The sequence below is a fragment of the Vibrio sp. WZ-1 genome (assembly GCF_052037695.1).
Lineage (GTDB): Bacteria > Pseudomonadota > Gammaproteobacteria > Enterobacterales > Vibrionaceae > Vibrio.
The window spans coordinates 70609-94525 of sequence record NZ_JBQEQR010000080.1; the positions used below are offsets into that span (position 1 = coordinate 70609).

Sequence of the window (23917 nt, forward strand, 5' to 3'; positions counted from 1 at the left end):
ACCTTCTAACATATAGAAATAAGTAATGTATTGCTCATAAAACAAATATAATCAAAATCATGACAAGCAGCATTGGTAAATGATGCCTTCAATAGAAAAATCAAAGATTGATTCCCCATGCTTAAACTTTATTACTACCCGAATAACGCCAGCTTAGCGCCCCACTTTTTGCTTCATCATGTCAAGGCGGACTATGAGTTGGTTCTCGTGGATAGAAAACTGAACGCACAAAAATCAGAAGCGTATTTGCGTTTAAACCACAGTGGAAAGATCCCAACATTAGTAGACGGTGAGCAGGTTATCTGTGAGTCTGCCGCTATTTGTATTCATATTGCAGAAACGTTTCCTAAATACGATCTCATCCCCAAAATCGGTGAAGCAACCCGACCTTTGTTCTTTCAATGGCTGACATTTCTTACGAATACACTCCAAGCTCAGTTGATGGTTCGTTTTTACCCTCACCGAAACACGACCGACGAAACGATGATCGCAAGCATTGTAGAAGCGCAAGATATACAGGTTGCAGAGACACTTTTAGTAATCGATAGGCAGCTTGCGAATGACCCGTATTTAGTTGGAGAAAAACTGACTGCGTGTGATTATTTTCTCTTTATGCTAGCAGGTTGGTGCATCCCTTTAGAATCAGGACCTTCCAAATACCCTCACCTTTTAGGCTATTTAATCCGCTTATCCCAAAATACCTCAATTCAAGCAGTCTATAAGAAAGAAGGCCTCGATATTTCTCGATTTACGTAATCCGAGAACAGCTAGCCAGAATGTAAGCACAAAAGAATAGGAGCACTATAGCAGCGTGTAGCAAAGTGGGGAGAAGATATTATTCTCCCATTAACTCAACACTTGAAAGAGCTAGTATCTTAAGGTGCTTAGAAGTCATTCTCTAGCAAGACATCAATATAATCGAACTAGATGGAAGACAACTTGCAGCACCCCGGCCAAATAAAACACAAAAATTATAAAGAAAGGGACCTATCAATTAGTTCTTTCATCCGTTGATAGTTTTCTTCAACAGATAACCCCAATTTATTTGATGTATCAATCTCAACAACTGGAATATCAAACCACTCAAAAACCCTCTTGTACGCAGTTTCCACACAATTTTTTTGTGTTACTTCATCACCATACCATTGAGTCTTTCCACCTCTAGTTTCTATCCTGCTGTTTATAGTCTCGGCATCAGCCTTAACAAAGACTATAAGCTCTGGAAGTAAAATATTATTAACAATTTCAAGTGCATCAAAAATTTTCTTAACTTTACCTTCACCAAGCATAATTGTCTGATATGCCAATGTTGAAAATATATATCGGTCTAGTATGACATCTCCAGACACTAATGCTTCTTCGATTTCTTTACTTTTCAAGAAATTGTTTAGCATGAAGAACAGAAGAGCACTCTCCTTCGACTGATTGGAATCGATAACCTTCCTAAGACTCAGAGCCTCATTCACTACCGCAGAATGAACAACCGAGTTTCTCTCTTCTGCGTAAAGCGTGCTTAACGTTGTTTTCCCGCACGCATCTAACCCTTCATAAACGATAAATTTTTTCATTTTTTTCTCAAATTTGGTGATTATTTTAATCCATTCCGATAATGGCATACCTAATTACGATTCATCCGATGATCAAACTCCATATGACTTCTATTCTCGCTCTACCTTTAATTGTGCTTTTTTGATGATTCGTTTCATCTGCCCCGTTAATAGCGAAGGGCAAATTTTTCGGCATCAAATCCTGTTTCAGCTAACGCAACATCAATTGAAGTAGTAAGCACGGAGCGACTCTTGAAGTAACCTTGAGCTTTGTTTCCATTTTGGAAAAAGGATCCATCAGGGCTAAGCATCAAATAAGAATTTGTCATTGAATCATTGTTTTCGACGGACATAAGATGCGCGACTGATTCGTGACGTTCAACGTAGCCGTAAAACTGCTGTTCACTGATAGTTTGAATATCATCAAAAACTGGTAAGACACGGAGTACTTTCCACTTCTTCGGCTGAAGCTCTCCTATTAAATCAGATATATTATCCTCGGCGTTGTATTGATTAACAACGGTGTTGATTTTCAACTCTGTATCCGGCGAATATTCTTTAACTTGTTGAAATATGGATTTTAGACGCGTTTCAGACAACACATTACCCGAACGGGTTGTTCTTCCAATTAGCTGCTGTCGTGAATAACTGTTGGAGTCATAACTGATTCCCAGTAGATCGAGCTTGTGACTATGCTCAGCGATAAATTGCTCAGAAAGTAAGTGGCCGTTTGTAATCATTGACACTTTAAAGCCAAGCTCGATAGCATAATCTAATGCTTCAATAAATCGTTCTTTAAGAAGCAGTGGCTCTCCACCAGCAAAGTTTAACCGCACGCTTTTGTAATTGAGTTGGTGTTGAATTGGATTGGGCGACAGAAAATACTTTGCGAGCTTGAATAAGACTTGCTTCAGTTCATTGAGATCACGATGAAGCTCATTTGGTTTTGCCCATTTAGCATAGCAATAGTGGCAGTCATAATTGCACTTTTCAGTGATGTGGTAATTGATAACTAGTTGATTTACTGAGTTCATAACACTACTCCTTTTTGGTAACAGGAGTAGTGTTAATTTGTGCACTGCACAAAAAAGCTTTTTTTAATCAGGAAGACTATTTAACAATGAATTAAACTTTTGTGCTTCTTGAAGCTCTTGACGGGCCTTCTGAATGATTTCCTTCAACATTGCATCATTTTCTACCAACGATATGTCTACTTTATCTAAGAGTATGGACATTGCTGACAAGTCTTGCGCTACCCAACAAAGGATTATCTCCTCTTTCACTGACAACGAAAGACGTTGTGATCTGAGCATTTGATATAGTAAGCCAGTATTTTGCATCGCCATATCAACTTGAGGTAGGCGCTTAGTTGAAAATGGACAAACTAAACGAACTTCTCGCAAATCAAATGATTCATCTTTTAGCTGATTCAGAAATTGCTGTGCTATGTTAGATAGGTGATCTACTGCAGTTACGGATTGTGCCTTAAGTAAGACTTCTTCACATAAAGCTACATTTATTGCCCTAGTCGCCTTGTTGTCAAAGATAGCTTTAACCAATTTTGAATCGTAGAAAAAAGCATCCAACACCAATGCGTTAAACAAGCAATTTACTCCGTTAGAATTGAGCAGCTTTTTGCCTCGTTTCCCCATACTCGCATCACTAAAACCTTGCTCAACAACTAACTCTGATGGGATGACGCCATTACGTAGATAAGTGTTCGCTTTAGAACGTAACGACTCACTCCCATCCAGACCAAATAGATCTTTTACAGCTTGATTAGTAGTAACTAGCGACATACAACTTCATCCAATAAGCGAGCTTCTGAATAAAACTGATCTTTACTAACTGACGCAATTGCTTCTGCAAAACGGTAAACCGATATAGTATGCGAATAAGCGCACGTGTTATTTGCATGCATAATAGAGCCAAGGCAATAACCAGCACGGAAACTCTCTTCTTTTGATGTAGTAAGAAAAGCTCCAAAACGAGAATCGCCTTTTTTCTTAAATAGCTCAGTATATTCCTGACAAGCAGAAATAAGGAATTCAGGGCTTCCTGGTTCCGCATCAGACTGAATCAACGCATAACTTGGAGAAGCAAACAAGAAGAGATAACTTGTTAAGTAATGAATAGGCTTCATTCTGTTGCTCCTTCTCTACAAACTGTCACTGACGCTTTCCGCGGTTGATTATCGAGTGTTTTAACTCTGTAATAGCTATACCCCATAGTTCCGACCATTATCAGGTACTCAAACAAGTCGAGCAGAGGTATTCTCTCAAGATCATCTAATTTCAGCTTAAACTGCTTAATACTCATAAAGAGCAAAACGATAAAAACTAAGAACACATGTGCTTGATGCACCCATGGAGTAATAATTTTTCGCACCAATGAAACCTTGCTCTGAAAACAAAGCTTTATGTATTGGTATACAAAAACTAGCAAAAGCGTAATAAACAAAGTTTCTATTAAGTCCAACTCAGAAAGAGAGAAGGAATATTCAAAAATTACGAATGGCATTACAAGAAACACAGCAATACCTAAGAGAAACATAGTTAATAACCAGGACCATTTAAGAAATAGCTTTAAACCTCTCCAGATTTTCGAAGCGACATTTAATTTATTCTGCATATAGCTAACCAACGTAGTTATTCATTCTTTGTATAATTATACTAATGAAAACCACTACACAACTAGTTGCATTTTCGAGAGTTTAGTTGGCATTATTGATACTGCAGGAAGTTGTTAAACTAGCGCCCCTACACGTCTATCCAACTAGAACATCTTTGGACGTTGTCGGATGATAACTTATTGATTTAGAAATATAATAGACATAAAAAAAAAGACGCCCTAAGACGTCTTTTTTCAAGAATGTGGCGGTGAGTGAGAGATTCGAACTCTCGATACGTTGCCGTATACACACTTTCCAGGCGTGCTCCTTCAGCCACTCGGACAACTCACCGAATCAAATTGTGGTTGGTATCGTTAACCAACGAGGCGCTAATTTAATGATTATGTGCCTGATGGTCAAGGCTAAACATAAAAAAAAGCGCCCTTTCGCGTTTGTTTGCTCACTATCTAGCTAAATTGTGCAAAACAGGGACAATTAAGCCCCTTGGTAGTAGCCAGGAACGCGGAACCAGCGGCGACATTGATCTAAGAAGTAACCGTAAAGAACACCCATGCCACAAGATACAACCGCGTTACTCGCCACAGCTGTAATGATTTGATCAGTAGAAGCGCCAACGGCCAACAAGATGCCCGCATAAACCGGAGATTGGAATAATACGTAGGCAACCAAGTCAGAGACGTTTTTCATAAACGATGAAGGTGAAAGCTTGTTACCTTGGCGCAATACCCAATCACGGAACATACCATAAGGCCACGCAATCGCGATATTGACAGGGATAGACAATGTACGTGATGCCAGAGACTGCTCGAACGTCATTCCCGAGATCAAAATCTCGATGATCATCCCGGTGATAAAACAAAAAACCACCATAGCGAAAGTATCTGCTGCTGCATTACGAATACAGAATGGTCCACGAGCCTTCATTACAACCTCTAAAATCAAACACCAATTTAAGTGGCATCTATAAAATCTTTCACTACACCAAAAGCGACATAGCAGTTCATATCGCCATTAGAGCACAACAATTGCAGTTTATGATCTCGTTTTTAAAATATAGAGGTAAATTAATGACTACTTTCAAAAGCCAAACTAGTCAAAATCACTAAAAATAGGACCTCAGGCCAAAAAATCGTGCCAAAACGGTCTTAAATAACGTAATTTAATTACTTAATAAGAACTTAGATGAGGAAAAATATAAGAAAAGTAGTTGTAAATATGGCAAGCAAGAAGAAAAAAGATCGCCTCATGCTGCTTAGCGAGATGAAATCAGGATAATCGCTATAAAAGTGATTATCCTTGTGTATTAATGGTTTGCTAGCAATACTGTCAAGCTGTCGACATCTTCTTGCTGTGGTTGCTGTGCTTGAGACAAGTATGACTCAATACTTTCGGCTAATTCCGCGAGCTCTTGCTGTAAGCTCTGAGGAACAGAGGCATGAATCCTTGCGAGCGTTTGGCTAGCGCCCTCTAAATCACTGTCTTCTAGCGCGACATAGAACTCAAGCAACAAAGACTCCGTGTTTAGTGGTTTTTCTGAAGATTGAACACCTTCAAGGTGATATTGGTAAAGCCGTTGAGAGTGACGATACAACGCGTCATCCAGTTCTGATTCAACAATAGGTTTCGCGATTATATGATCGGCGCCTACCCCCATCATTCTTTCTTGAGTTTCTTTGAACACGTCTGCGGTACATCCAAAAATCAGCACCGACTTAGAAACTGATCCTGAGTTTCTGATTGCAGATATAGCACCAATACCATCAAGGACGGGCATATGGTTATCCATTAAGATCAGATCGAACTGCTGCTTGAGTGTAATATCAACTGCTTGTAGGCCATTTTCTACAGATGTACATTCGAAGCCTTTGTCTTTTAAAAAGCTCTCCATGATGATGGTGTTGGTTCGGTTATCTTCAACAATTAATGCTCTCAGTCCTTCACAATTGATTTTGTGTTTATTGGTTGTCTCTAATTTACCTGGTTCACAAACATCAAGCATCAACTCAACCGTAAACTTGGTACCTACACCTTCCCTACTTTGGACATAGACCCCACCTCCCATATGTTCAGCGATCTGCTTCACTATCGCTAAACCGAGGCCAGTGCCACCATAGCGACGAGTTGTGGAAGATTCTGCTTGCTCGAATGGACGGAAGATCCTCGCTTGTGCATCGGATGAAATACCAATACCTGTATCTTTTACGCTAATGATCAGCTTACAGTCTCTTTCCTCAAGTTTTTCATCTAATTCTACTTCGACAAACCCAGAGTCGGTGAATTTCACTGCATTGTTCAACAGATTAAACAGAACTTGCCTTAATCTTGCTTTGTCATTGTTGTACCAACGACCATGAGGCAGGTTTGAGGTAATTTTGAACTGTAAGCCTTTTTCGGCACAAAGTGTATGGTAAACACTATTGATACTGCCCAGAATGGATTCTATAGGGAATGGTGTGTGCTCTAGCTCGATATGACCTTGCTCAATCTTTGAGTAATCCAAGATCTCGTTGAGCAATGTCATCATATGATCACCAGAATCGTAAAGCGTATTGAGGTGCTTACGTTGCTCATCATTTAACGGTGTTTTAAGCAGAATTTGGGCGGTACCCAACACTCCGTTCATCGGGGTGCGAATCTCATGAGATAAGGTGGCTAGAAATGCCGTTTTGGCATTGGTTGACGCTTGTGCTTTTACACGCTCTTGCTCTAAATAGACGGTTTTTTCATTGAATTTACTGATCAAGTGACCAATCTCATCATCACTCTCATAGTTGATATCGATAATGCCGCCCGTTTTTGAATCATCGACTTTTTGAGCAATTCGCACAATTGGTTCTACGACATAGCGGTTCAGCAAGTAATAGCCTACTAACACACACAATAGTAGGAATGGAATGATCCCGCGTTCCACATTCATTACTTGTTCAAACACCTGATCCGCAACTTTCTCTTTGGCGTTAACAACATCAAGCTGCCAATTGAACTCACCAAAATCGAGTTCACTGATGTAGATGTTTTTGGATAGGTTGAAGTTGTGCTCAACAATTACTTGTTCATCCGCGTCACGGATCACAACGCCCAGGGAGTACTGATTGGTATGTTCACGGATAAATTGGAATAACGCTTCCAAAGAAAGGTCGACTGTCGCTACGCCTGCAAACTCACCATTGCGATAATAAGGCGAAGAAGCCGTAATCATCTGTACTTGCGTAAACGTGTCGATATATACGCTAGACCAACTCACTGCCCCTGCTGGAGCTCCTGCTACAGACTGATACCAGGGTTCATTGTCATACCCGCCTGTTTGAGGATTATTATAAGATTGGATCTGGTCGAGGCCACCAGCGTCATTTTTATTGAAAAATAGACTGGTATAACGCCATTCCTCGTTTTCTAAAAATGGTTTAGGCCACAGCCCCCCACTCACAATAATGTCATCGCTAACGGCAAGCAGTTGGGGAATGGTATGAACTAAGCTCAATTGATGTGAGTCTGTTTGGCCGAGACCGACTAAGCTTTGAACTAATCCAATAGAACTCGTTAGTGGCTGCTCAATTTGTGAGGCGAGTAATTGAGTTCTTAAATCGAGGTTTTTTTCGAGCTTGGCACGGACAGGAGGCTCCACAACTAAATAGGCCACACTACCAATAGTTGCGATAAAGAACCCCAAATACACGGTTAATGCGAGGATACTTTTCTTTCTTAACGAGGAGCGTATTTCCATAGCAGTTAACGAATCCGTCCCTAATATCGATTTATCTAAAATTGATTGGTAAGATGTTCGCAACCAACCAGTCCATTAACAAATGGTATTCTATTTTGAAACTACAAGACATCCTTTCTCTTCCAGAACTTGATGGAAAACTACTAAACCTAGCGAAAACTCAAGGCTTCGTAACGGCAATGGCATCCGCACCTAACGTTTTGAATCCTCAAGAGTGGCTACCGTTTCTATGGGGTGGCGAAGAAACCGCACCTTTTTCTGATGGTGAACAACTAGAGCAGTATATTGATGAAATTGTTCAAATGTGGAATCAAGCTCGTCCTGCACTTCTAGAGGGAGCTTGGCAGTGGCCAGAAGGCTGCGCACTAGACGAAGGTGAAATCGTAACGGAAGCAACTCGCGATTTCTGTGAGGGTGTTCTTCAGGGATGGCAATTGGCTCGTGATGATTGGGAAACCTTGATGCCAGAAGACAGTGAAGACAGCGCATTACTTGGCGGTGTACTGCTATCTCTAACCATGCTTTACGATCCAGAAACAACCATCACAACTCTTGCAGAGCAAGGCATGGAAGGCTTAGAGCAATTTGAAGAGATCTTCAATGCGATGCCAGTAATGCTTTCAGGTCTGACTCAACGTGGTGTCACGTTAGCAGAACAAGAGTAATCAAATCGATTTGAAGCCACTGACATTCAGTGGCTTTTTAATGGCAGTTTATGTCATTGCCGCTTTGCTATTTCAGAGCCACCTATTGGGGTGCGATTAGAATAACGTTGGCAGCCCTGAACGTTACTTAATCTCAGCTCGGGATAAGAAAGTCACCAATGTTAAAACAATCATATAGTTAGCCTATCAATTTAGTCAGTGCTGCTAATTAAGATGCCATACAAGGCAAAATCACAAGTCAATAGCTGTTCTATTGCGTTGATTTTAACGAAGTTAGGCGCTTAAGTAGCTGTACTGAATGGCTTAAATTATCCCGAACTGAGGTTACTTACCTTTGTTCATATCTGCCCAAGCGAAGTCGTCAATTCGCTCGTCGGCAATGTAAAACAGCTTAGTGCTTGGCGGCACTTGGGCATTTAAGTCTGGGTTGAGTTCAATCCCGTCGCCGAGATCGAATGCGATCAACGTTGCTTGGTGATGCTTCTTGATAAATCCGAAGATCTTTTCCACGCTGGTCGTCGTTTGATCTTGTGGGTAAATCACTGAGTACTGCGTCATACCTCGTGTAGAGGCAAGTAATTCTTGGTGTAACGCGCTTGAACCTGGATCCACTGCAGCTTTGGCAAGCATCTCTGCGCCTACCGCTGGAATGCACTCTGCCTTAGGGCAATGCTGACTGAGCAATCGTCCCAACGCTTCATCTTTAAAGTAGGCGAGCAAGTGTGCATCAGGGTTGACCGAAGCACAATACAAGGCGGCCGAGAGAGTAATATCATCGCTAAGATTATCAACAATAATACAGTTAGCTCCGGTAATGTTGGCATTCTTCATCTCTTGCGCATCGGTGTAACTGGTCACCTTAATAAAACCAATTTCACCCGGTAATGGGTTTTCAATATCTGAACGACTACATAACACGATTGGACGTTTGCCCGCTTCTTCATGCTGTAACATGCGGATAAGGTGCATAGTGCGTGCGCCATTCCAGCCCAGTAATACGATATGGTTTTCCACTCTTACTCTCCGTTTACCCAGTATGCCTGCTCGCCAATAGTCAATCGCGCCACCTGCAACTCGTCCCAAAATGGCAGCAAATAAGCTCAAACCGCCAGGGATAATAAATAACACCACTACCCACTTACCCATATCACTTGAGGGTGATAAGTCGCCATAGCCAACCGTTGAAGCGGTCACCATGAGGTAGTAAATGAAGTTTGAGAAGTTATCGGTCAGTGCATGCTCTCCTGCAAGAGCCAGCAACAACCACGAGATGGCAATGTAGGCGCCACTAATGACGAGAAGATTTCGGTTGCTCAACTTAAAAAGATGGGTACTTAGCCACTTTTTCAGTACTAGCCATACAGCCATAAGTTTCCGATTCCTTTCTGATTGCTATAACTAAATATACCCAAGTGACTTCAAGATGCAGGATTCAGAGCGTTGTCATTGATTCGAGAGTAAGGAAAACAACGCAGTGTAATAGCTAGCTCTTTCCAAGTTGTTTGACGCAGCAATCGGATCAATGACACGCTCCCAAAGGGCGAGCTGCCTTGGCTTGTATACTTTGTTGCCGATTCTTGATTTAGAATGACTAGATCTTTAAATCGCCGCCGCGCCTACAAACCAAGTCATTCTCGCTGAACCTAGCATCTCGAGGTTACTTGGGTATACTAACCTATTGATTGTAAGAAATAAAAAAACCAGCCACATTCGGCTGGTTTTTGCGATTTGTCTTAGCAAGCTTTTGCCTAAACAGGACTGAGCAACTAAGCGTTGCCTTTTACTTGCATGTTTAGTTGCTCTGCGAAGTCCAACATGCGGTTCAGCGGGATGAGTGATTTCACACGCAGTGCTTCATCAACGAAGATTTCGTGCTCTGCACCGCCTTCACTCAGTGCTTTTTCAATCGCTTTAAGACCGTTCATTGCCATCCAAGGACAATGTGCACAGCTGCGACACGTCGCGCCCGCACCTGCTGTTGGCGCTTCTATCAGTTCTTTTTCCGGCACTAGCTGCTGCATCTTAAAGAAGATACCTTTGTCAGTAGCGACGATCATTTGCTGATGAGGTAGCTCTTTCGCCGCTTTAATTAGCTGGCTAGTCGAACCAACTGCATCTGCAAGCTCAACCACACTTGCTGGTGACTCTGGGTGAACTAGGATTGCCGCATCTGGGTATACGCTCTTCATCTTGCGTAGTGCATCTGCAGAGAACTCGTCGTGAACAACACACTCACCTTGCCATAGCAACATGTCAGCGCCAGTTTTGTTCGCAATGTAAGAACCTAAGTGACGGTCAGGGCCCCAGATGATTGGTTTATCTTCCGCGTCTAGGTGCTCAACGATTTCAAGAGCGATACTAGAAGTCACAACCCAATCTGCGCGTGCTTTTACTGCCGCTGAAGTGTTTGCGTATACCACTACCGTGTGGTCAGGGTGAGCGTCACAAAACTCGCTGAACTTGTCCGCCGGGCAACCAAGGTCAAGCGAACATTCCGCTTCTAGCGTTGGCATTAGAATGCGTTTTTCAGGCGTTAGGATCTTTGCTGATTCACCCATAAAGCGAACACCACCGATGATCAGTGTGCTTGCAGGGTGGCGGTTACCAAATTTTGCCATTTCTAGCGAATCACCAACAAAACCGCCGGTTTCTTCAGCTAAAGCTTGAATTTCAGGGTCGGTGTAGTAGTGCGCGATTAATACCGCGTCCTTCTCCTTAAGCAGCTTTTTGATTCGCGCGATGTAATCGGCTTTTTCTTCTTGGCTTAATGGGATTGGTTTTGGTGGGAATGGGTAAACTGTATCGATTTTATCTAATATGTGGCTCATTGCTCTTGCTCTACGCAACTTCCTTTAATCCGAGTATTGTAACCTTGTTGATTTTCAAAAACCAACCCGTAACCGGAATTTGTAGCAGTCTAGCCGTATATCTTTGTTATACCTTGAAAAGAGCGAGCAAAGAAAAAGGGAGCTAGGCTCCCTTTTGACTTTGTTTACTTCAGCTTAGAGCTTGCGACTTTCGCCGAAGCACTGCCTGGATACTCATCCACAACTTGCTGATAGTATTTTTTCGCCTGCGCAGCATTGTTGTTACGCTCAGCGATATCACCTAGCTTAACCAATGCGTCTGCACGCTTGTTAGATTCTTTGTAAGAAACAACCGCCGCAAAACTCTTCACCGCTTCTTTGTCCTGCTTCTTAGCAAAGTACAGCTGACCTAGCCAATAGTGTGAGTTCGCTGAATAGGTAGAATCAGGGTAATCTTTCTGGAACTGCTGGAAAGCGGCAATCGCGCCGGTGTAGTCACGTTTTTTAAGGATAAGGTCAACCGCATTTTGATACGCGGTTTGCTCATCTACATTAGAACTGTACTTACCACCTGTTTCAGCTGGTTTCTTCTCTGCCGCAGCTGGAGCCGCTTTCATTTCACCACGAATACGATCAAGCTCTACAAACAACTCTCGCTGTCTCTTAAGCATTTGCTGCATTTCATAGCTGTTGCGCTCTAACTCACCACGAAGATCACTGATTTCCTGAGACATCTGATCAATCTGTCCCTGCATTTGTACTTGAACGCGATTGCGATTTTGTAGCAAACGCTCTAGACGTTCGATATCAGTTTCTGGACCCGAGCGAGTCTGTGATGCGGTCGATGAGGTGCTGTTGAGGTCTGATACTGGAGCTGGTGCAGCGAACGCGAAGTTCGCTGCACTTGCCAGTAACGTAAGCGTAACAGCGCGCTTAGTGTTACTGAACATGAGGTTTACCTCAGATTAGTACACTAGAACCGCACGACGGTTCTTAGCGTAAACTTCTTCAGATTGACCTAGAAGAAGTGGTTTTTCTTCACCGTAAGAAACGATAGAGATTTGATCTGCTTGTACACCTAGTGCTTGTAGGTAGTTAGCAACTGCTTGAGCACGACGCTCGCCTAGAGCGATGTTGTACTCAGGAGTGCCGCGCTCGTCTGCGTGGCCTTCAACCGTTACTTTAAGCGCAGGGTTCTTGCTTAGGTAAGCAGCGTGAGCAGCTAGCATCTCTTCGTAATCACCAGCGATTGTTGAGTTATCAAACGCAAAGTAGATTGTTTGAGTTTCACGTAGTGCTTGCTCTTTTAGCTCTTGCTCTGTTAGCTGACCATTTGGGTCAATTGGAGTTACTACTGTAGTCTCCGCAGAGTTGTTAGTTTCTGCGCCAGTGTTAGAAGCAGCGTCGTCACTAGAACTACACGCTGTAACAGCCATTACAGGAAGTGCGATTAGTAGTCCTTTTAGAACCTTGTTAAGTTGCATCTTATTTTCCTTCATTAATCAAACTTATTGCTACAAAAACGGAGACCATGCGGGAGCTCTGACACGCCCATTTGTTGCCGGTAATCTAGCTTTAAATCGACCATCAATAGACACCATCGACAGTACATTTTTCTTGTTGTAAATCGAGCTGTAAATCACCATGCCACCATTTGGGGCAATGCTCGGTGACTCATCAAGTAGGGTTTTAGTAAGTACTTGCAATGAACCAGTTTCCAAATCTTGCTTAGCCAGATTAAAGCCTGAATTGCTTCGATTCACCATAATAAGGAATCGGCCATCAGGAGTAATTTGACCACCCAAGTTTTGACTACCTTGCCACGTCAGACGATTAATTGAACTATCGCCCAAATTTACTTGATAAATCTGTGGTTTACCACCCCTATCCGATGTAAAAATCAACGATTTTCCATCCGGATGCCAGAATGGTTCTGTATTATTTGATCTGCCACGCGTAATTTGTGTCAGCTTGCGAGTTTTTAGGTCTAAAGTGTAGACCTGTAACGATCCCGTCTTAGACAACACTAACGCCAGCTTACTACCATCCGGTGAGAATCTTGGCGCACCATTATGACGAGGGTATGACGTAACCTTCTCACGCTCACCCGTATAAATATTCATAATGAAGATTTCAGCTTGGCCGTTCTGGAAGCTTACGTATGCTAGTTTTTGACCATCAGGCGACCAAGCTGGTGACATCAACGGCTGCTTTGAACGAAGGACTAATCGCTCGTTAAAACCATCATAATCAGCAACTCGAAGCTGGTAAGGGAAGCGATCTTTATCATTCACCACCACGTACGCAATGCGAGTCATAAACGCACCGCGTTCACCCGTCAGTTGCTCGTATACCAAATCGGAGATACGGTGAGCGTATTCACGCATTCGTGGGGCTTCAACCGTTGCAACCTTGTTGAACAGTACATGGTCCTTAGACAGAACAAGTTCACCATCTTCACCAAGCGCTCGACTTTGCCCACCGGTCAACTGACCACGAACGACGTCAACTAGCTGGTAGTTGATAACAAAATTGCCTTGCGCATTTTGAGTAATGCTACCAGTTAACAGAGCATCAACGCCAAGACTGGTCCAAGCATCAAAGTTAACCTCAGATTCGTTAAAAGGCGTTTGAGGCATCTTGTTGGTAGGGATCGGGCTAAATTTACCACTACGCTGAAGGTCTGATGCGATAACAGCAGAAACATCTGTCGGCAGTGGTTGGCTTCCTTCCCATTTAAAGGGAACAACAGCAATTGGTCGTGCTGAATCAATACCATCAGTAATGACCAGCTCTAATGCAGCGTGAGCCACGTTCGTTATACTGCCAAGCAGTACAAACATTCCTAGTAAAAGGCGTTTAATCACGTCTTATTCCTTCTAGTCTAAAGCAACGGTTAAGTTGATATCTTTAAGTCTTTCGTTCACAGAAGCTTCGGTAGATTTTGGGAAAGTACCCACTTGAGCGATCGCACTTTTTGCAGCGGCGCACACCCTTGAATCTCCACCAAGGACCGTAACTCCTGAAACCATCATATCTGTCCCTGTCGGAATGAGTTTGATGTTTACCCTACACTCCTTTCCCAACAAGTAATCATCCTTAATCAGCCTTTGCTGAATGTTTTGAGTATAGATTGAAGACATACGCGCCAATTCATCATCAACGAACTGGTTTCGAGCTGCGGTATTCTGACTCGCTTCACTTTCTAACCCCGAGAAGATATCGTCAAGCGCAGCTTCTTGCTCTTTACGTTCACGCTCTAATCGCTCAAGACGCTCTTTTTCTTTACGCGCTTTTTCAGCTGCCTCTTTGGCTGCCTTTTCTTTAGCAATGCGCTCTTGTTCCGCTTTCGCTGCCGCTTCACGTTCGCGTCGAGCCTTTTCTTCCGCTTCTTTCGCAGCCTTCTCACGCGCTACACGCTCTTGTTCTGCCTTAGCAACTGCTGCTTCTTTAGCGATGCGCTCCTGCTCAGCTTTTCGAACCGCCTCTTCTTTGGCCTTACGCTCTTTTTCGGCCTTAGCTGCGCGCTCTTTCTCTTTGCGAGTGCGCTCTTCTTCTGCCTTGCGTTCTTGTTCTTTCTTCTTGCGTGCAATTTCAGCTTCACGAGCGGCTTTGGCATCTTTCGCCTGCTGTTCTTTCAGCTTGCGAATCTGTTCTTCTTCAGCTTTGCGGTTTTTTTCAAGCTGCTCAGCTTCTCGTCGCAACTTATCAAGACGATCTTGCTCTTTCTTCGCGGCTTTTTCGCGCTGCTGACGAATCTCTTTCGCCTGCTGCTGAACAAGTTTTGGATCAATCACCACCGCCTGAACCATTTGCCCTGTTGGCTCGGGTTTAGACATGGTGAAATCCGTCCCCCAAAGCAACGCCACGACTAACAGCGCATGCAAACCCACCGATATCGCTATCGGTTTGGTATATTCTTTGGCTTTTTTCTTGTTATCTTTCATAGATCTTCGATGTCTATTCCCTGATATCAGTCATCAGACCAACTTTTGGAATACCAGCACGACTTAGCTCATCAAGCAGAATTACTACGTCTGCGTAAGGCGTTGCCGCGTCACCACCAACTGCAACTGGCGAATCCGGTTTGATTTCACGCTCCGCTTTTACTCGAACAATGACATCTTGCAGAGATAGACCGCGCTGGACTTCTTCATCATTCACGCTTAGTCCTAAATTACCGTCACGATCGATTTCGATGATGATGAAACTGCTATCAGTATCACCCGCCAGCTCTTGCATCGATTCTGCAGTCGACGTTTTTGGAAGATCAACGTCAACCCCTTGAGTAACAAATGGAGCCGTTGCCATGAAAATAATCAACAACACGAGCATGACGTCTATATAAGGAACGACGTTGATCTCTGCTGTCATTTTACGCTTTTTAGGTTGATAGCCAGCCATCGACTATTCCTTATCCGAGCCATCTCTGCCTGCCATTGCTTGACGATGCAGGATACTGTGGAATTCTTCAGAGAAAGTCGCGTATGTGTGCTCAAGCTTACTCACTTTATTGCTTAGACGGTTGTACGCCATTACCGCTGGAATCGCCGCAAACAGACCCATTGCGGTTGCAATCAAAGCTTCAGCAATACCAGGTGCTACCATAGAAAGCGTCGCTTGTTTTACTTCGCCCAAAGCAATAAAGGCATGCATGATGCCCCAAACCGTACCAAATAGGCCGATGTATGGGCTAATAGAACCGACTGTCGCAAGGAAAGGCAGGCTTGTTTCTAGCTCATCGACTTCACGAGCTACAGAAACACGCATCGCTCGGCCAGTGCCTTCCATTATGTAAGCAGGAGAGTTAGCGTTGCTCTTACGTAGTCGAGCAAACTCAGTGAAACCTGCGTAGAAGATTTCTTCTGTACCGCCAATCTCGTCTTTACGAGCTTTTACTTTCTGGTATAGCTGTGAAAGATCGGTACCAGACCAAAATTTGTCTTCAAACGACTCAGCGTCTTTTGATGCTTGAGATAATACTTTGCTGCGCTTAATGATCATCGCCCATGACGCAATTGACATGCCTAACAGGGTCAACATCACAAGCTTTACCAACAGACTGGCCTGAAGAAAGAGATCTAAAATGGAAATATCAGCAGTCACTATTTGTTAGCTCCGAATTGATAAAAGATGGGATAGCTATTGGTTTCATTTTCTTATTATCGATACATGCTACCTTAACAATTGTCTTGCACAATGTTTTGCCTTCATCATTGACTAATTCTTGACAGAATTGCAGGGATGCACGTTTTATTTCTGACACTCGGGTAAGAACGGTCAAATGCTCGTCCAGTCTCGCCCCTTGGTTGAAATCGATATCCATGTGTCGGACAACAAAGCCAATGTTTTGTTCCAATAACACATGCTGAGAAATGCCTTTTGCACGCAACATCTCAGTGCGTGCACGTTCAAAGAATTTTAAATAATTAGAGTGATATACAACGCCACCCGCATCGGTATCTTCATAATACACGGTGATAGGCCAGCGGAAGGGATTTGATGTGCCTTGCAAGGGAGTACCAGTAATTTCAATTCTTTAAAGCAATTACTATAACTGAAGCGGCAGTAATTGGTACTGAGCGAAGGGAATATTTTTGAATTTTGTAGAAAAAATAAAAGCCAGACAATAAGTCTGGCTTTTATTTCGATGATTTAATAACCGACTTTATTTCAGAACGTAACGCTTACATGAAATACAGTGCAGTTAGATAACTTAAGATAGCAAGTGAGAAATAAGGACTGAACAACACTTGCCAGTACCAGTTTCTTGGTTTGAAACCTACCCCATATACCATGCTGGAGCATAATGCCCAAATCAGCGCTGGTGCAATAAATGCGTTAAAGCCACCAATCTCTCGATGATACGCATTTGGGTCCCACATCACCAATCCAACATGCATAAAGCCGAGGATTAAGGCCAAGACTCTCAACAGAGTCTTGTCCATTGGTTCGTGAAGCTTTGCTACCTTGTCAGCGAGATTACTCACTGTCTTTATCCATCATTTCAGTGTGCTCTAACCAAAGAGCATTGATGATACCGAATGCACAAGCAAGTAGTACACCTAGAATCCATGCGAAATACCACATAGTGATCGCTCCTTAGTAAAGTGAGTTTTTGTTTTCTTCAATAAACTTGTCATCCAAGCGACCGAACATCTTGTAGTAAGTCCAAGATGTGTAAGCCAGGATGATTGGAACCATAACAAACGCAACGCCTGTCATTAGGTTCAACGTTAGCTCAGATGAAGTTGCATCCCACATTGTCAGACTTTGGTTTGGCATTAGGTCTGAAGGCATTACGAATGGGAACATTGCAAAACCAGCAGTGAAGATAACACCAGCATTACCAAGGCTTGACGTTAGGAACGCAATACCACACTTCTCTAGGCGAGATGCCAATACCGCTAGAAGTGGCATTGCAACACCCAGTACAGGTGCAGCCCATAGCAGTGGGTAAGCTTCGAAGTTGTTCATCCAAGCACCAGCTTCACGGATAACCTCTTTGTTTAGAGGGTTAGAAGCTGCTGCTGTGTCGATACCACCTACGATTACGTAACCTTCGATGCTTTGGATCCAGAAACCTGCTACTACAAATGCAACTACTGTTAGTAGACCAGTTAGCTGAGCTACGTTACGAGCACGAGTATGTACTTCGCCAGTTGTCTTCATTTGAAGCCAAGTTGCACCTTGCATTAGGATCATAAACAAGCTCACTAGACCACAAAGCAGAGCAAATGGGTTTAGTAGACCAAAGAATGAACCATGGTACGTTGGCATTAGGAAATCGTTCAATTGGAATGGTACACCTTGTAGAAGGTTACCAAACGCAACACCGAAGATGATTGGTGGAACGAAGCCACTGATTGAGATACAGATATCCCAAGTGTTGCGCCACTTTTTATCTTCAATCTTTGAACGGTAATCGAGACCGATTGGACGTAGCCAAAGTGCCGCTAGGGTAACGATCATCGCTAGGTAGAAACCAGAGAACGATGTTGCGTAAACCAAAGGCCAAGCTGCGAACAATGCACCACCAGCGGTGATAAGCCAAACTTGGTTACCATCCCAGTGCGGAGCGATTGAGTTAATCATTACACGACGTTGAGTGTCGTTTTTACCGATAATAGGTACAAGCGCGCCTACACCCATATCGAAACCATCAGTAATTGCAAAACCAACTAGTAGAACACCGATCAGTACCCACCAGATGAATCGCAAGATTTCGTAATCAAACATCTTGTTGTCTCCTTGCCTTACGCTTCTACTTGGCGGCTAACTTTGTCTTCAACAGAGTCAGCATTCTGCTCGAAGTGGTAGCGACCAGTTTTCAGGCTGCTTGGACCTTTACGAGCGAATTTCACCATTAGGTATACTTCTGCAATTAAGAACGCAGTGTATAGCGCTAGGATTGCAAATAGTGAAGTCCAGATTTCACCAGCGGTTAATGCTGACGCTGCTACGTGCACTGGTAGGATTTCACCAACAGCCCACGGTTGACGACCGTATTCTGCAACAAACCAACCAGCTTCAATCGCAATCCAAGGTAGAGGGATGCTGAATAGCGCAGCTTTAAGAATCCATTGTTTCTGCTCAATTTTCTGACGACATGTCTGAACGAATGCAGCACCAAAGACGAATAGCATAATGAAGCCACACGCAACCATGATACGGAACGACCAGAATAGCGGCCACACTGTTGGGATAGAGTCATCCGCAGCAGCTTGGATTTGGTCTTCTGTCGCATCAACGACGTTGTCTGTGTAGCGCTTCAGAAGTAGACCGTAACCTAGGTCACCTTTCACTTCGTCAAACGCAGTCATGTTTGCTTCAGATTTGTCACCTGCACGCAGTTTTTCAAGCAATTCATACGCATACATACCCGTGCGGATGCGGTCAACGTGCTCCTCACGCAGATCATGTAGGCCTGTTACTTGCTCGTCAAATGAACGAGTCGCGATAATACCCATTACGTAAGGGATCTTGATTGCGTAATCAGTGTTCATCGTTTCTTGGTTTGGAAGACCGAACAGCGTAAATGCCGCAGGCGCTGGCTCTGTGTGCCATTCTGCTTCAACTGCTGCCAGTTTCACTTTTTGTACTTCACCAAGCTCGTAACCAGATTCGTCACCTAGCACGATTGTCGATAGGATTGCTGCCATACCGAATGAAGCTGCGATCGCGAATGAACGACGAGCAAATGCGATGTCACGACCTTTAATTAGGTAGTATGAACTGATACCCAACACAAACATTGCACCACACGTGTAGCCAGATGCTACTGTGTGTACAAACTTAACTTGCGCTACAGGGTTTAGTACAACTTCTGCAAAGCTCACCATTTCCATACGCATGGTTTCGAAGTTGAATTCTGCACCAACTGGGTTTTGCATCCAGCCGTTTGCGATAAGAATCCAAAGTGCAGAGAAGTTAGAACCAAGCGCAACCAACCAGGTTACCGCTAAGTGTTGACGTTTTGATAGACGATCCCACCCGAAGAAGAATAGACCAACAAAAGTTGACTCCAGGAAGAACGCAACCAGTGCTTCGATCGCCAATGGCGCACCGAAAATGTCACCCACGTAGTGCGAGTAGTAAGACCAGTTCGTACCAAACTGGAACTCCATGGTTAGGCCGGTAGCCACACCAAGTGCAAAGTTAATACCGAACAGCTTACCCCAGAACTTGGTCATGTCCTTATAGATTTGCTTGTTCGTCATTACGTACATTGATTCCATAATGGCCAAAAGGAAGGCCATACCAAGAGTCAATGGTACGAATAGGAAGTGATACATCGCTGTCAGTGCAAACTGCAATCGCGACAGATCAACTACGTCAATCATGGTAACTCCTATGTGTCGGCTGAATGACACTCTCTACATATTGCATTCCATACACAAGTGTTATTTACACTTGAAAGATGTTGAATTATCACAGCATCTTGTTGCAAAAATGTGCTTCATTGGTTAGTTAATTGTTAAGCATCAGCTAATATAGCTAGGGCTAATATTACTTCTAAAAACAGATTGTTTCAAAAGGTTTATGGCGGGATTCCGCTTTGATGTATATCAATGTTTCATCTGTGAATTTGCACAAAAATCCATCACATTGATCCAGATCAACCGATATTCGATGAGTATGTTAACGAGAGGTAATCAGGAGAGTTTTGTCAGAGTTAGGTAAGAACATAGTATTAACAATCTATAAAATGCTCTTACCTAAAAAGTATTAGTTGGGATTTGATAAATGAGACTCTCATCACTCTTGGTGAAATATCAAGCGTACATTTGTCAAATATGGAATCTTACTTTTCAATTCCAAAATGCAGATAAGCACGATCGGTGGCAATTCTCCCACGCGGGGTGCGTTGTAAATAGCCTTGTTGGATTAGATATGGTTCAAGAACGTCTTCGATGGTGTCTTTCTCTTCACCAATCGCCGCCGCCATGTTGTCCAAACCGACAGGACCACCGCCAAATTTCTCCATGATCGCTAATAGCAGCTTACGGTCCATATAATCGAAACCTTCAGCGTCCACATCGAGCATGTTCAAGGCTTTGTCTGCCGTTTCTGCACAAATATGCCCATTGCCTTTAACTTCGGCATAGTCACGAACGCGGCGTAGCAGGCGGTTAGCGATACGAGGTGTACCACGAGCACGGCGAGCAACTTCCAACGCCCCTTCCGATTCCATCGACAGCCCTAAGCAATCCGCACTGCGCTGAACGATATCTTGCAAGTCTTTTACTTTATAATACTCAAGGCGTTGCGTAATACCGAAGCGATCACGAAGTGGCGAAGTCAAAGAACCAGCACGCGTCGTTGCACCGATCAAAGTGAAAGGTGGCAAATCTATTTTGATAGAACGCGCTGCAGGACCTTCACCAATCATGATGTCTAACTGGTAGTCTTCCATTGCTGGATACAGCACCTCTTCAACCATTGGGCTTAAGCGGTGGATCTCGTCAATGAACAGCACGTCGTTTTCTTCTAAGTTGGTCAACAGCGCTGCTAAGTCCCCTGCTTTTTCAAGCACTGGGCCAGATGTGGTGCGAATATTCACTTCCATCTCATTAGCAACGATGTTCGCAAGCGTGGTTTTACCCAAACCTGGAGGACCAAATATCAAAAGGTGGTCGAGTGCTTCATTTCGCAATTGAGCGGCTTTGATGAAAATCTCCATCTGACCACGCACGTGATCCTGGCCTTGGTAATCCGACAGCTTCTTAGGGCGAATCGCACGATCAATGACATCTTCATCACGAAATGAGGGATTTTCTGGCGCTATTAAACGATCGGCTTCAATCATATTGTTCCCTTGGACTTTCCGTTACACCATTGATTTTAGTGCTTCACGGATCAGTTGCTCACTGGTCATATCCGGTTTAGCGATCTGAGAAACCACTTTCGACGCTTGAGTCGGCTTGTAGCCTAGAGCAAGAAGCGCACTGATTGCCTCTTCTTCTGCGTTGTTAGAAGCCGCAGAACCAGCGTCTTCAGGTGTTGCATCGGTAAACGGAGTAAATAGATCGCCAGCACCCCAACCTTTCAGACGGTCTTTCATTTCGACTACTAGGCGCTCAGCCGTCTTCTTACCAACACCCGGCAGCTTCACAAGCGTTGAAATGTCTTCACGCTCTACGCAAGAAACGAATTGGCTTGCCGTCATGCCAGAAAGGATACCTAGACCTAGCTTAGGACCAACACCGTTCGCTTTAATTACTTCACGGAAAAGTGCACGCTCTTTTACTGTATTGAAACCATAAAGCAATTGCGCGTCTTCACGCACAACAAAGTGAGTATAAATAATGGCTTCTTCGCCGACATTTGGCAGTTCGTAGAAGCAGCTCATTGGCATCTGAACTTCATAACCAATGCCATTAACTTCAATTAAAACTTCAGGTGGTTGCTTTTCAAGCAGAGTGCCGCGAAGACGTCCAATCACTATAAATACTCTTTGGAAATGAATTTGCGACAGGATAATAAAGAACTGGATAGACATCCAGTCCTTTATGCAGTGGGTTTAGATTTTTGAGACAACTTGATCAAGCTGTTGAGTGAGGTTACGCACTGCGACTACTTGGCCGTTCAGCTCAGCACCGTATTGCGCTACCGTCTCAGCGATGGTTTTGGTGTTAACTACCCCATTGGCGACCTCACTGCTCGCTTCATCCAACTCTTTGAGTGCCGTCATTTGTGTTGCCATGATACTGGACAGGCTCTGTACATCATGAGAAATAGTGGTCACTTGCTGAATAATGGTGTTCATCCGCTCGGTACTTGACGTCACAACACTTTGACCATGCTTTACTTCTTGCTCACTGCGATCAAGTAAGTTGCGAATTTCCACCGCGGACTCACTGCTCTTGGCAGAAAGATCGCGTACTTGGTCGGCAACTACAGCAAAGCCCCTACCTTGCTCGCCCGCTCTCGCCGCTTCAATCGCCGCATTGAGTGCCAACAAGTTGGTTTGTTCCGCAACCGACGTAATTAAGTCCGCCACTTTCATGATGTCTTCATGGCTGCTGATTATTTGGCTGATAGCTTGGGTGGAGTCTACGAGCAACTCAGAACTTTTCTCCGCTTGTTGGTGAACCTCTTCACTTTTCTCACGCAGCTCTTCAACGAATTTGCCCGACTCTTCAATCCCCGTCGCCATATGATGCACTTGCTGGCTCATCTGCTCTGCCGCGCTGGCTTGGGATTCACTGTTTACATTAAGTGCATTCACTTGAACATCTAGCTGAGAAGATTGTTTCTCGAGCACTTGGGAAACTTGCTTGAGCTCAGTCGAATTCTGATTCGCTTGCTCTAGTACCTCGGCCAAACGCAACTCCCCTTCTGTTGCCTTTTGCGCCACCAACTCACTCTCTGCTTTGGCTTTCTCTGCACTTTCAATCGCAATATCTCGCTGCTTGGCAGTAAAAGCTTGTGCAATACAAATCACCACCAGTGGTAGCACAGTCCCCGACCATATCTCTACACGCTGCGCAGATTCAGACAACACGAGTTGAGGGAAACTAACACCAGACACATGCTGGAATGTCATGAACGCAGAAACCGCTATCACTAACGCACTCCAAGAGATCGCTATGATGCGAGTGCCAGATAAGAAGAAAGCGACAACTAACAAAGGTACCCAGTAAGTTTGGGTTGAATCAACCACACCACCACTTTGGTAAATGATATTGAGCGCGTGTACCGACATGCCGACAAAGCCAAGATTGAGCGACAATGCCGGTTGCTTGAACCACTTCAGGCTGAAAGCGGATACCAGTTCGAGTGCAATTAAGAGTACTGAGGTGAAGATTAAGCTTTCATGTCCATGTTTGGACCATTTGATCAGGCTGTAGATCCCGACGAGAAAAGCGATGAAAGTGAATAGAGAAAGGATGTCAGCTTGACGTTGTTGTGTTCTTGTCCATTGAGTTTGGCGCGGCATAAATGCACTGCGCCACAGCGTGGCTGGATTCATGTTCAATCTTCCTTGATTGATTTCTTATTAGACCTCTGACCACTATAGTTTTGTAACATTTTATCAA

Annotated in this window: 25 protein-coding genes and 1 tRNA gene; 2 read left to right on the plus strand and 24 right to left on the minus strand. The window is 43.8% G+C overall.

What is annotated here, in order from left to right; genetic code table 11:
- Positions 1-117: 117 nt before the first annotated feature.
- Positions 118-756, plus strand: coding sequence for a glutathione S-transferase family protein (locus ACTS60_RS16940; protein ID WP_440889215.1), 639 nt, complete (start codon positions 118-120; stop codon positions 754-756).
- Between the two features lie 215 nt (positions 757-971).
- Here ACTS60_RS16940 and ACTS60_RS16945 read toward each other — a convergent pair whose 3' ends face one another.
- From ACTS60_RS16945 to ACTS60_RS16980, 8 genes are all read right to left on the minus strand, one after another.
- Positions 972-1568, minus strand: a complete 597-nt coding sequence (locus ACTS60_RS16945) for a dTMP kinase (RefSeq protein WP_440889216.1) — start codon at positions 1566-1568, stop codon at positions 972-974.
- Positions 1569-1714: 146 nt separating this feature from the next.
- Entirely contained in the window at positions 1715-2581 is an 867-nt protein-coding gene (locus tag ACTS60_RS16950; protein WP_440889217.1) for a viperin family antiviral radical SAM protein, read from the minus strand.
- 63 nt (positions 2582-2644) lie between these two features.
- Positions 2645-3346 (minus strand): hypothetical protein, encoded by a 702-nt coding sequence (locus ACTS60_RS16955; protein WP_440889218.1) that lies wholly within the window; start codon positions 3344-3346, stop codon positions 2645-2647.
- Positions 3337-3690, minus strand: coding sequence for a hypothetical protein (locus ACTS60_RS16960; RefSeq protein WP_440889219.1), 354 nt, complete (start codon positions 3688-3690; stop codon positions 3337-3339). Before ACTS60_RS16960 ends, ACTS60_RS16955 begins: the two co-directional genes overlap by 10 nt.
- Positions 3687-4178, minus strand: a complete 492-nt coding sequence (locus tag ACTS60_RS16965) for a hypothetical protein (RefSeq protein WP_440889220.1) — start codon at positions 4176-4178, stop codon at positions 3687-3689. Before ACTS60_RS16965 ends, ACTS60_RS16960 begins: the two co-directional genes overlap by 4 nt.
- Positions 4179-4421: 243 nt before the next feature.
- Positions 4422-4509: transfer RNA gene (locus ACTS60_RS16970), tRNA-Ser, on the minus strand.
- Positions 4510-4653: 144 nt separating this feature from the next.
- Positions 4654-5103 (minus strand): L-alanine exporter AlaE, encoded by a 450-nt coding sequence (locus tag ACTS60_RS16975; RefSeq protein ID WP_440889221.1) that lies wholly within the window; start codon positions 5101-5103, stop codon positions 4654-4656.
- Positions 5104-5482: 379 nt separating this feature from the next.
- A complete protein-coding gene (locus tag ACTS60_RS16980; protein ID WP_440889222.1) occupies positions 5483-7903 on the minus strand; it encodes an ATP-binding protein in 2421 nt (806 codons plus the stop codon).
- A gap of 53 nt (positions 7904-7956) precedes the next feature.
- Here ACTS60_RS16980 and ACTS60_RS16985 point away from each other — a divergent pair, with 53 nt between their 5' ends.
- Positions 7957-8568, plus strand: coding sequence for a YecA/YgfB family protein (locus tag ACTS60_RS16985; RefSeq protein ID WP_440889223.1), 612 nt, complete (start codon positions 7957-7959; stop codon positions 8566-8568).
- 324 nt (positions 8569-8892) lie between these two features.
- On the opposite strand, the gene ACTS60_RS16990 is transcribed toward ACTS60_RS16985, so the two are convergent.
- The 16 genes from ACTS60_RS16990 to ACTS60_RS17065 form a co-directional block, all read right to left on the minus strand.
- The gene (locus ACTS60_RS16990) at positions 8893-9936 is read right to left on the minus strand and encodes a potassium channel family protein (protein WP_440889224.1); all 1044 of its coding nucleotides are present in this window, start codon (positions 9934-9936) and stop codon (positions 8893-8895) included.
- Between the two features lie 398 nt (positions 9937-10334).
- The gene (gene nadA, locus ACTS60_RS16995; protein WP_010447305.1) at positions 10335-11396 is read right to left on the minus strand and encodes a quinolinate synthase NadA; all 1062 of its coding nucleotides are present in this window, start codon (positions 11394-11396) and stop codon (positions 10335-10337) included.
- A 164-nt stretch (positions 11397-11560) separates the two neighbouring features.
- Positions 11561-12325, minus strand: coding sequence for a tol-pal system protein YbgF (ybgF, locus tag ACTS60_RS17000; protein WP_045388130.1), 765 nt, complete (start codon positions 12323-12325; stop codon positions 11561-11563).
- A gap of 15 nt (positions 12326-12340) precedes the next feature.
- Positions 12341-12859, minus strand: coding sequence for a peptidoglycan-associated lipoprotein Pal (pal, locus tag ACTS60_RS17005; protein ID WP_010447301.1), 519 nt, complete (start codon positions 12857-12859; stop codon positions 12341-12343).
- 30 nt (positions 12860-12889) lie between these two features.
- On the minus strand, positions 12890-14242 hold the full coding sequence (tolB, locus tag ACTS60_RS17010; protein ID WP_081641217.1) for a Tol-Pal system beta propeller repeat protein TolB: 1353 nt from the start codon (positions 14240-14242) through the stop codon (positions 12890-12892).
- A 12-nt stretch (positions 14243-14254) separates the two neighbouring features.
- Positions 14255-15322, minus strand: a complete 1068-nt coding sequence (gene tolA / locus ACTS60_RS17015; RefSeq protein ID WP_440889225.1) for a cell envelope integrity protein TolA — start codon at positions 15320-15322, stop codon at positions 14255-14257.
- A gap of 13 nt (positions 15323-15335) precedes the next feature.
- Entirely contained in the window at positions 15336-15779 is a 444-nt protein-coding gene (gene tolR, locus ACTS60_RS17020; RefSeq protein WP_038885846.1) for a protein TolR, read from the minus strand.
- A gap of 3 nt (positions 15780-15782) precedes the next feature.
- Positions 15783-16481: a protein TolQ gene (gene tolQ / locus ACTS60_RS17025; protein ID WP_010447293.1), complete on the minus strand. Its 699-nt coding sequence runs from the start codon at positions 16479-16481 to the stop codon at positions 15783-15785.
- Positions 16471-16890 carry a tol-pal system-associated acyl-CoA thioesterase gene (ybgC, locus tag ACTS60_RS17030; protein ID WP_010447291.1) on the minus strand — a complete coding sequence of 140 codons (420 nt, stop codon included), beginning with the start codon at positions 16888-16890 and terminating at the stop codon, positions 16471-16473. The genes tolQ and ybgC overlap by 11 nt, the downstream gene beginning before the upstream one ends.
- A 172-nt stretch (positions 16891-17062) precedes the next feature.
- Entirely contained in the window at positions 17063-17365 is a 303-nt protein-coding gene (gene ybgE, locus ACTS60_RS17035) for a cyd operon protein YbgE (protein ID WP_010447290.1), read from the minus strand.
- On the minus strand, positions 17358-17465 hold the full coding sequence (cydX, locus tag ACTS60_RS17040) for a cytochrome bd-I oxidase subunit CydX (protein WP_000270285.1): 108 nt from the start codon (positions 17463-17465) through the stop codon (positions 17358-17360). Before cydX ends, ybgE begins: the two co-directional genes overlap by 8 nt.
- Positions 17466-17477: 12 nt before the next feature.
- Positions 17478-18614 carry a cytochrome d ubiquinol oxidase subunit II gene (cydB, locus tag ACTS60_RS17045; protein WP_010447280.1) on the minus strand — a complete coding sequence of 379 codons (1137 nt, stop codon included), beginning with the start codon at positions 18612-18614 and terminating at the stop codon, positions 17478-17480.
- A gap of 17 nt (positions 18615-18631) precedes the next feature.
- The gene (gene cydA, locus ACTS60_RS17050) at positions 18632-20218 is read right to left on the minus strand and encodes a cytochrome ubiquinol oxidase subunit I (RefSeq protein ID WP_010447279.1); all 1587 of its coding nucleotides are present in this window, start codon (positions 20216-20218) and stop codon (positions 18632-18634) included.
- Between the two features lie 461 nt (positions 20219-20679).
- Positions 20680-21684 carry a Holliday junction branch migration DNA helicase RuvB gene (gene ruvB, locus ACTS60_RS17055; RefSeq protein WP_440889226.1) on the minus strand — a complete coding sequence of 335 codons (1005 nt, stop codon included), beginning with the start codon at positions 21682-21684 and terminating at the stop codon, positions 20680-20682.
- 21 nt (positions 21685-21705) lie between these two features.
- Entirely contained in the window at positions 21706-22320 is a 615-nt protein-coding gene (gene ruvA / locus ACTS60_RS17060; protein WP_440889227.1) for a Holliday junction branch migration protein RuvA, read from the minus strand.
- A gap of 78 nt (positions 22321-22398) precedes the next feature.
- Positions 22399-23850, minus strand: coding sequence for a methyl-accepting chemotaxis protein (locus ACTS60_RS17065; protein ID WP_440889228.1), 1452 nt, complete (start codon positions 23848-23850; stop codon positions 22399-22401).
- Positions 23851-23917 lie beyond the last annotated feature (67 nt).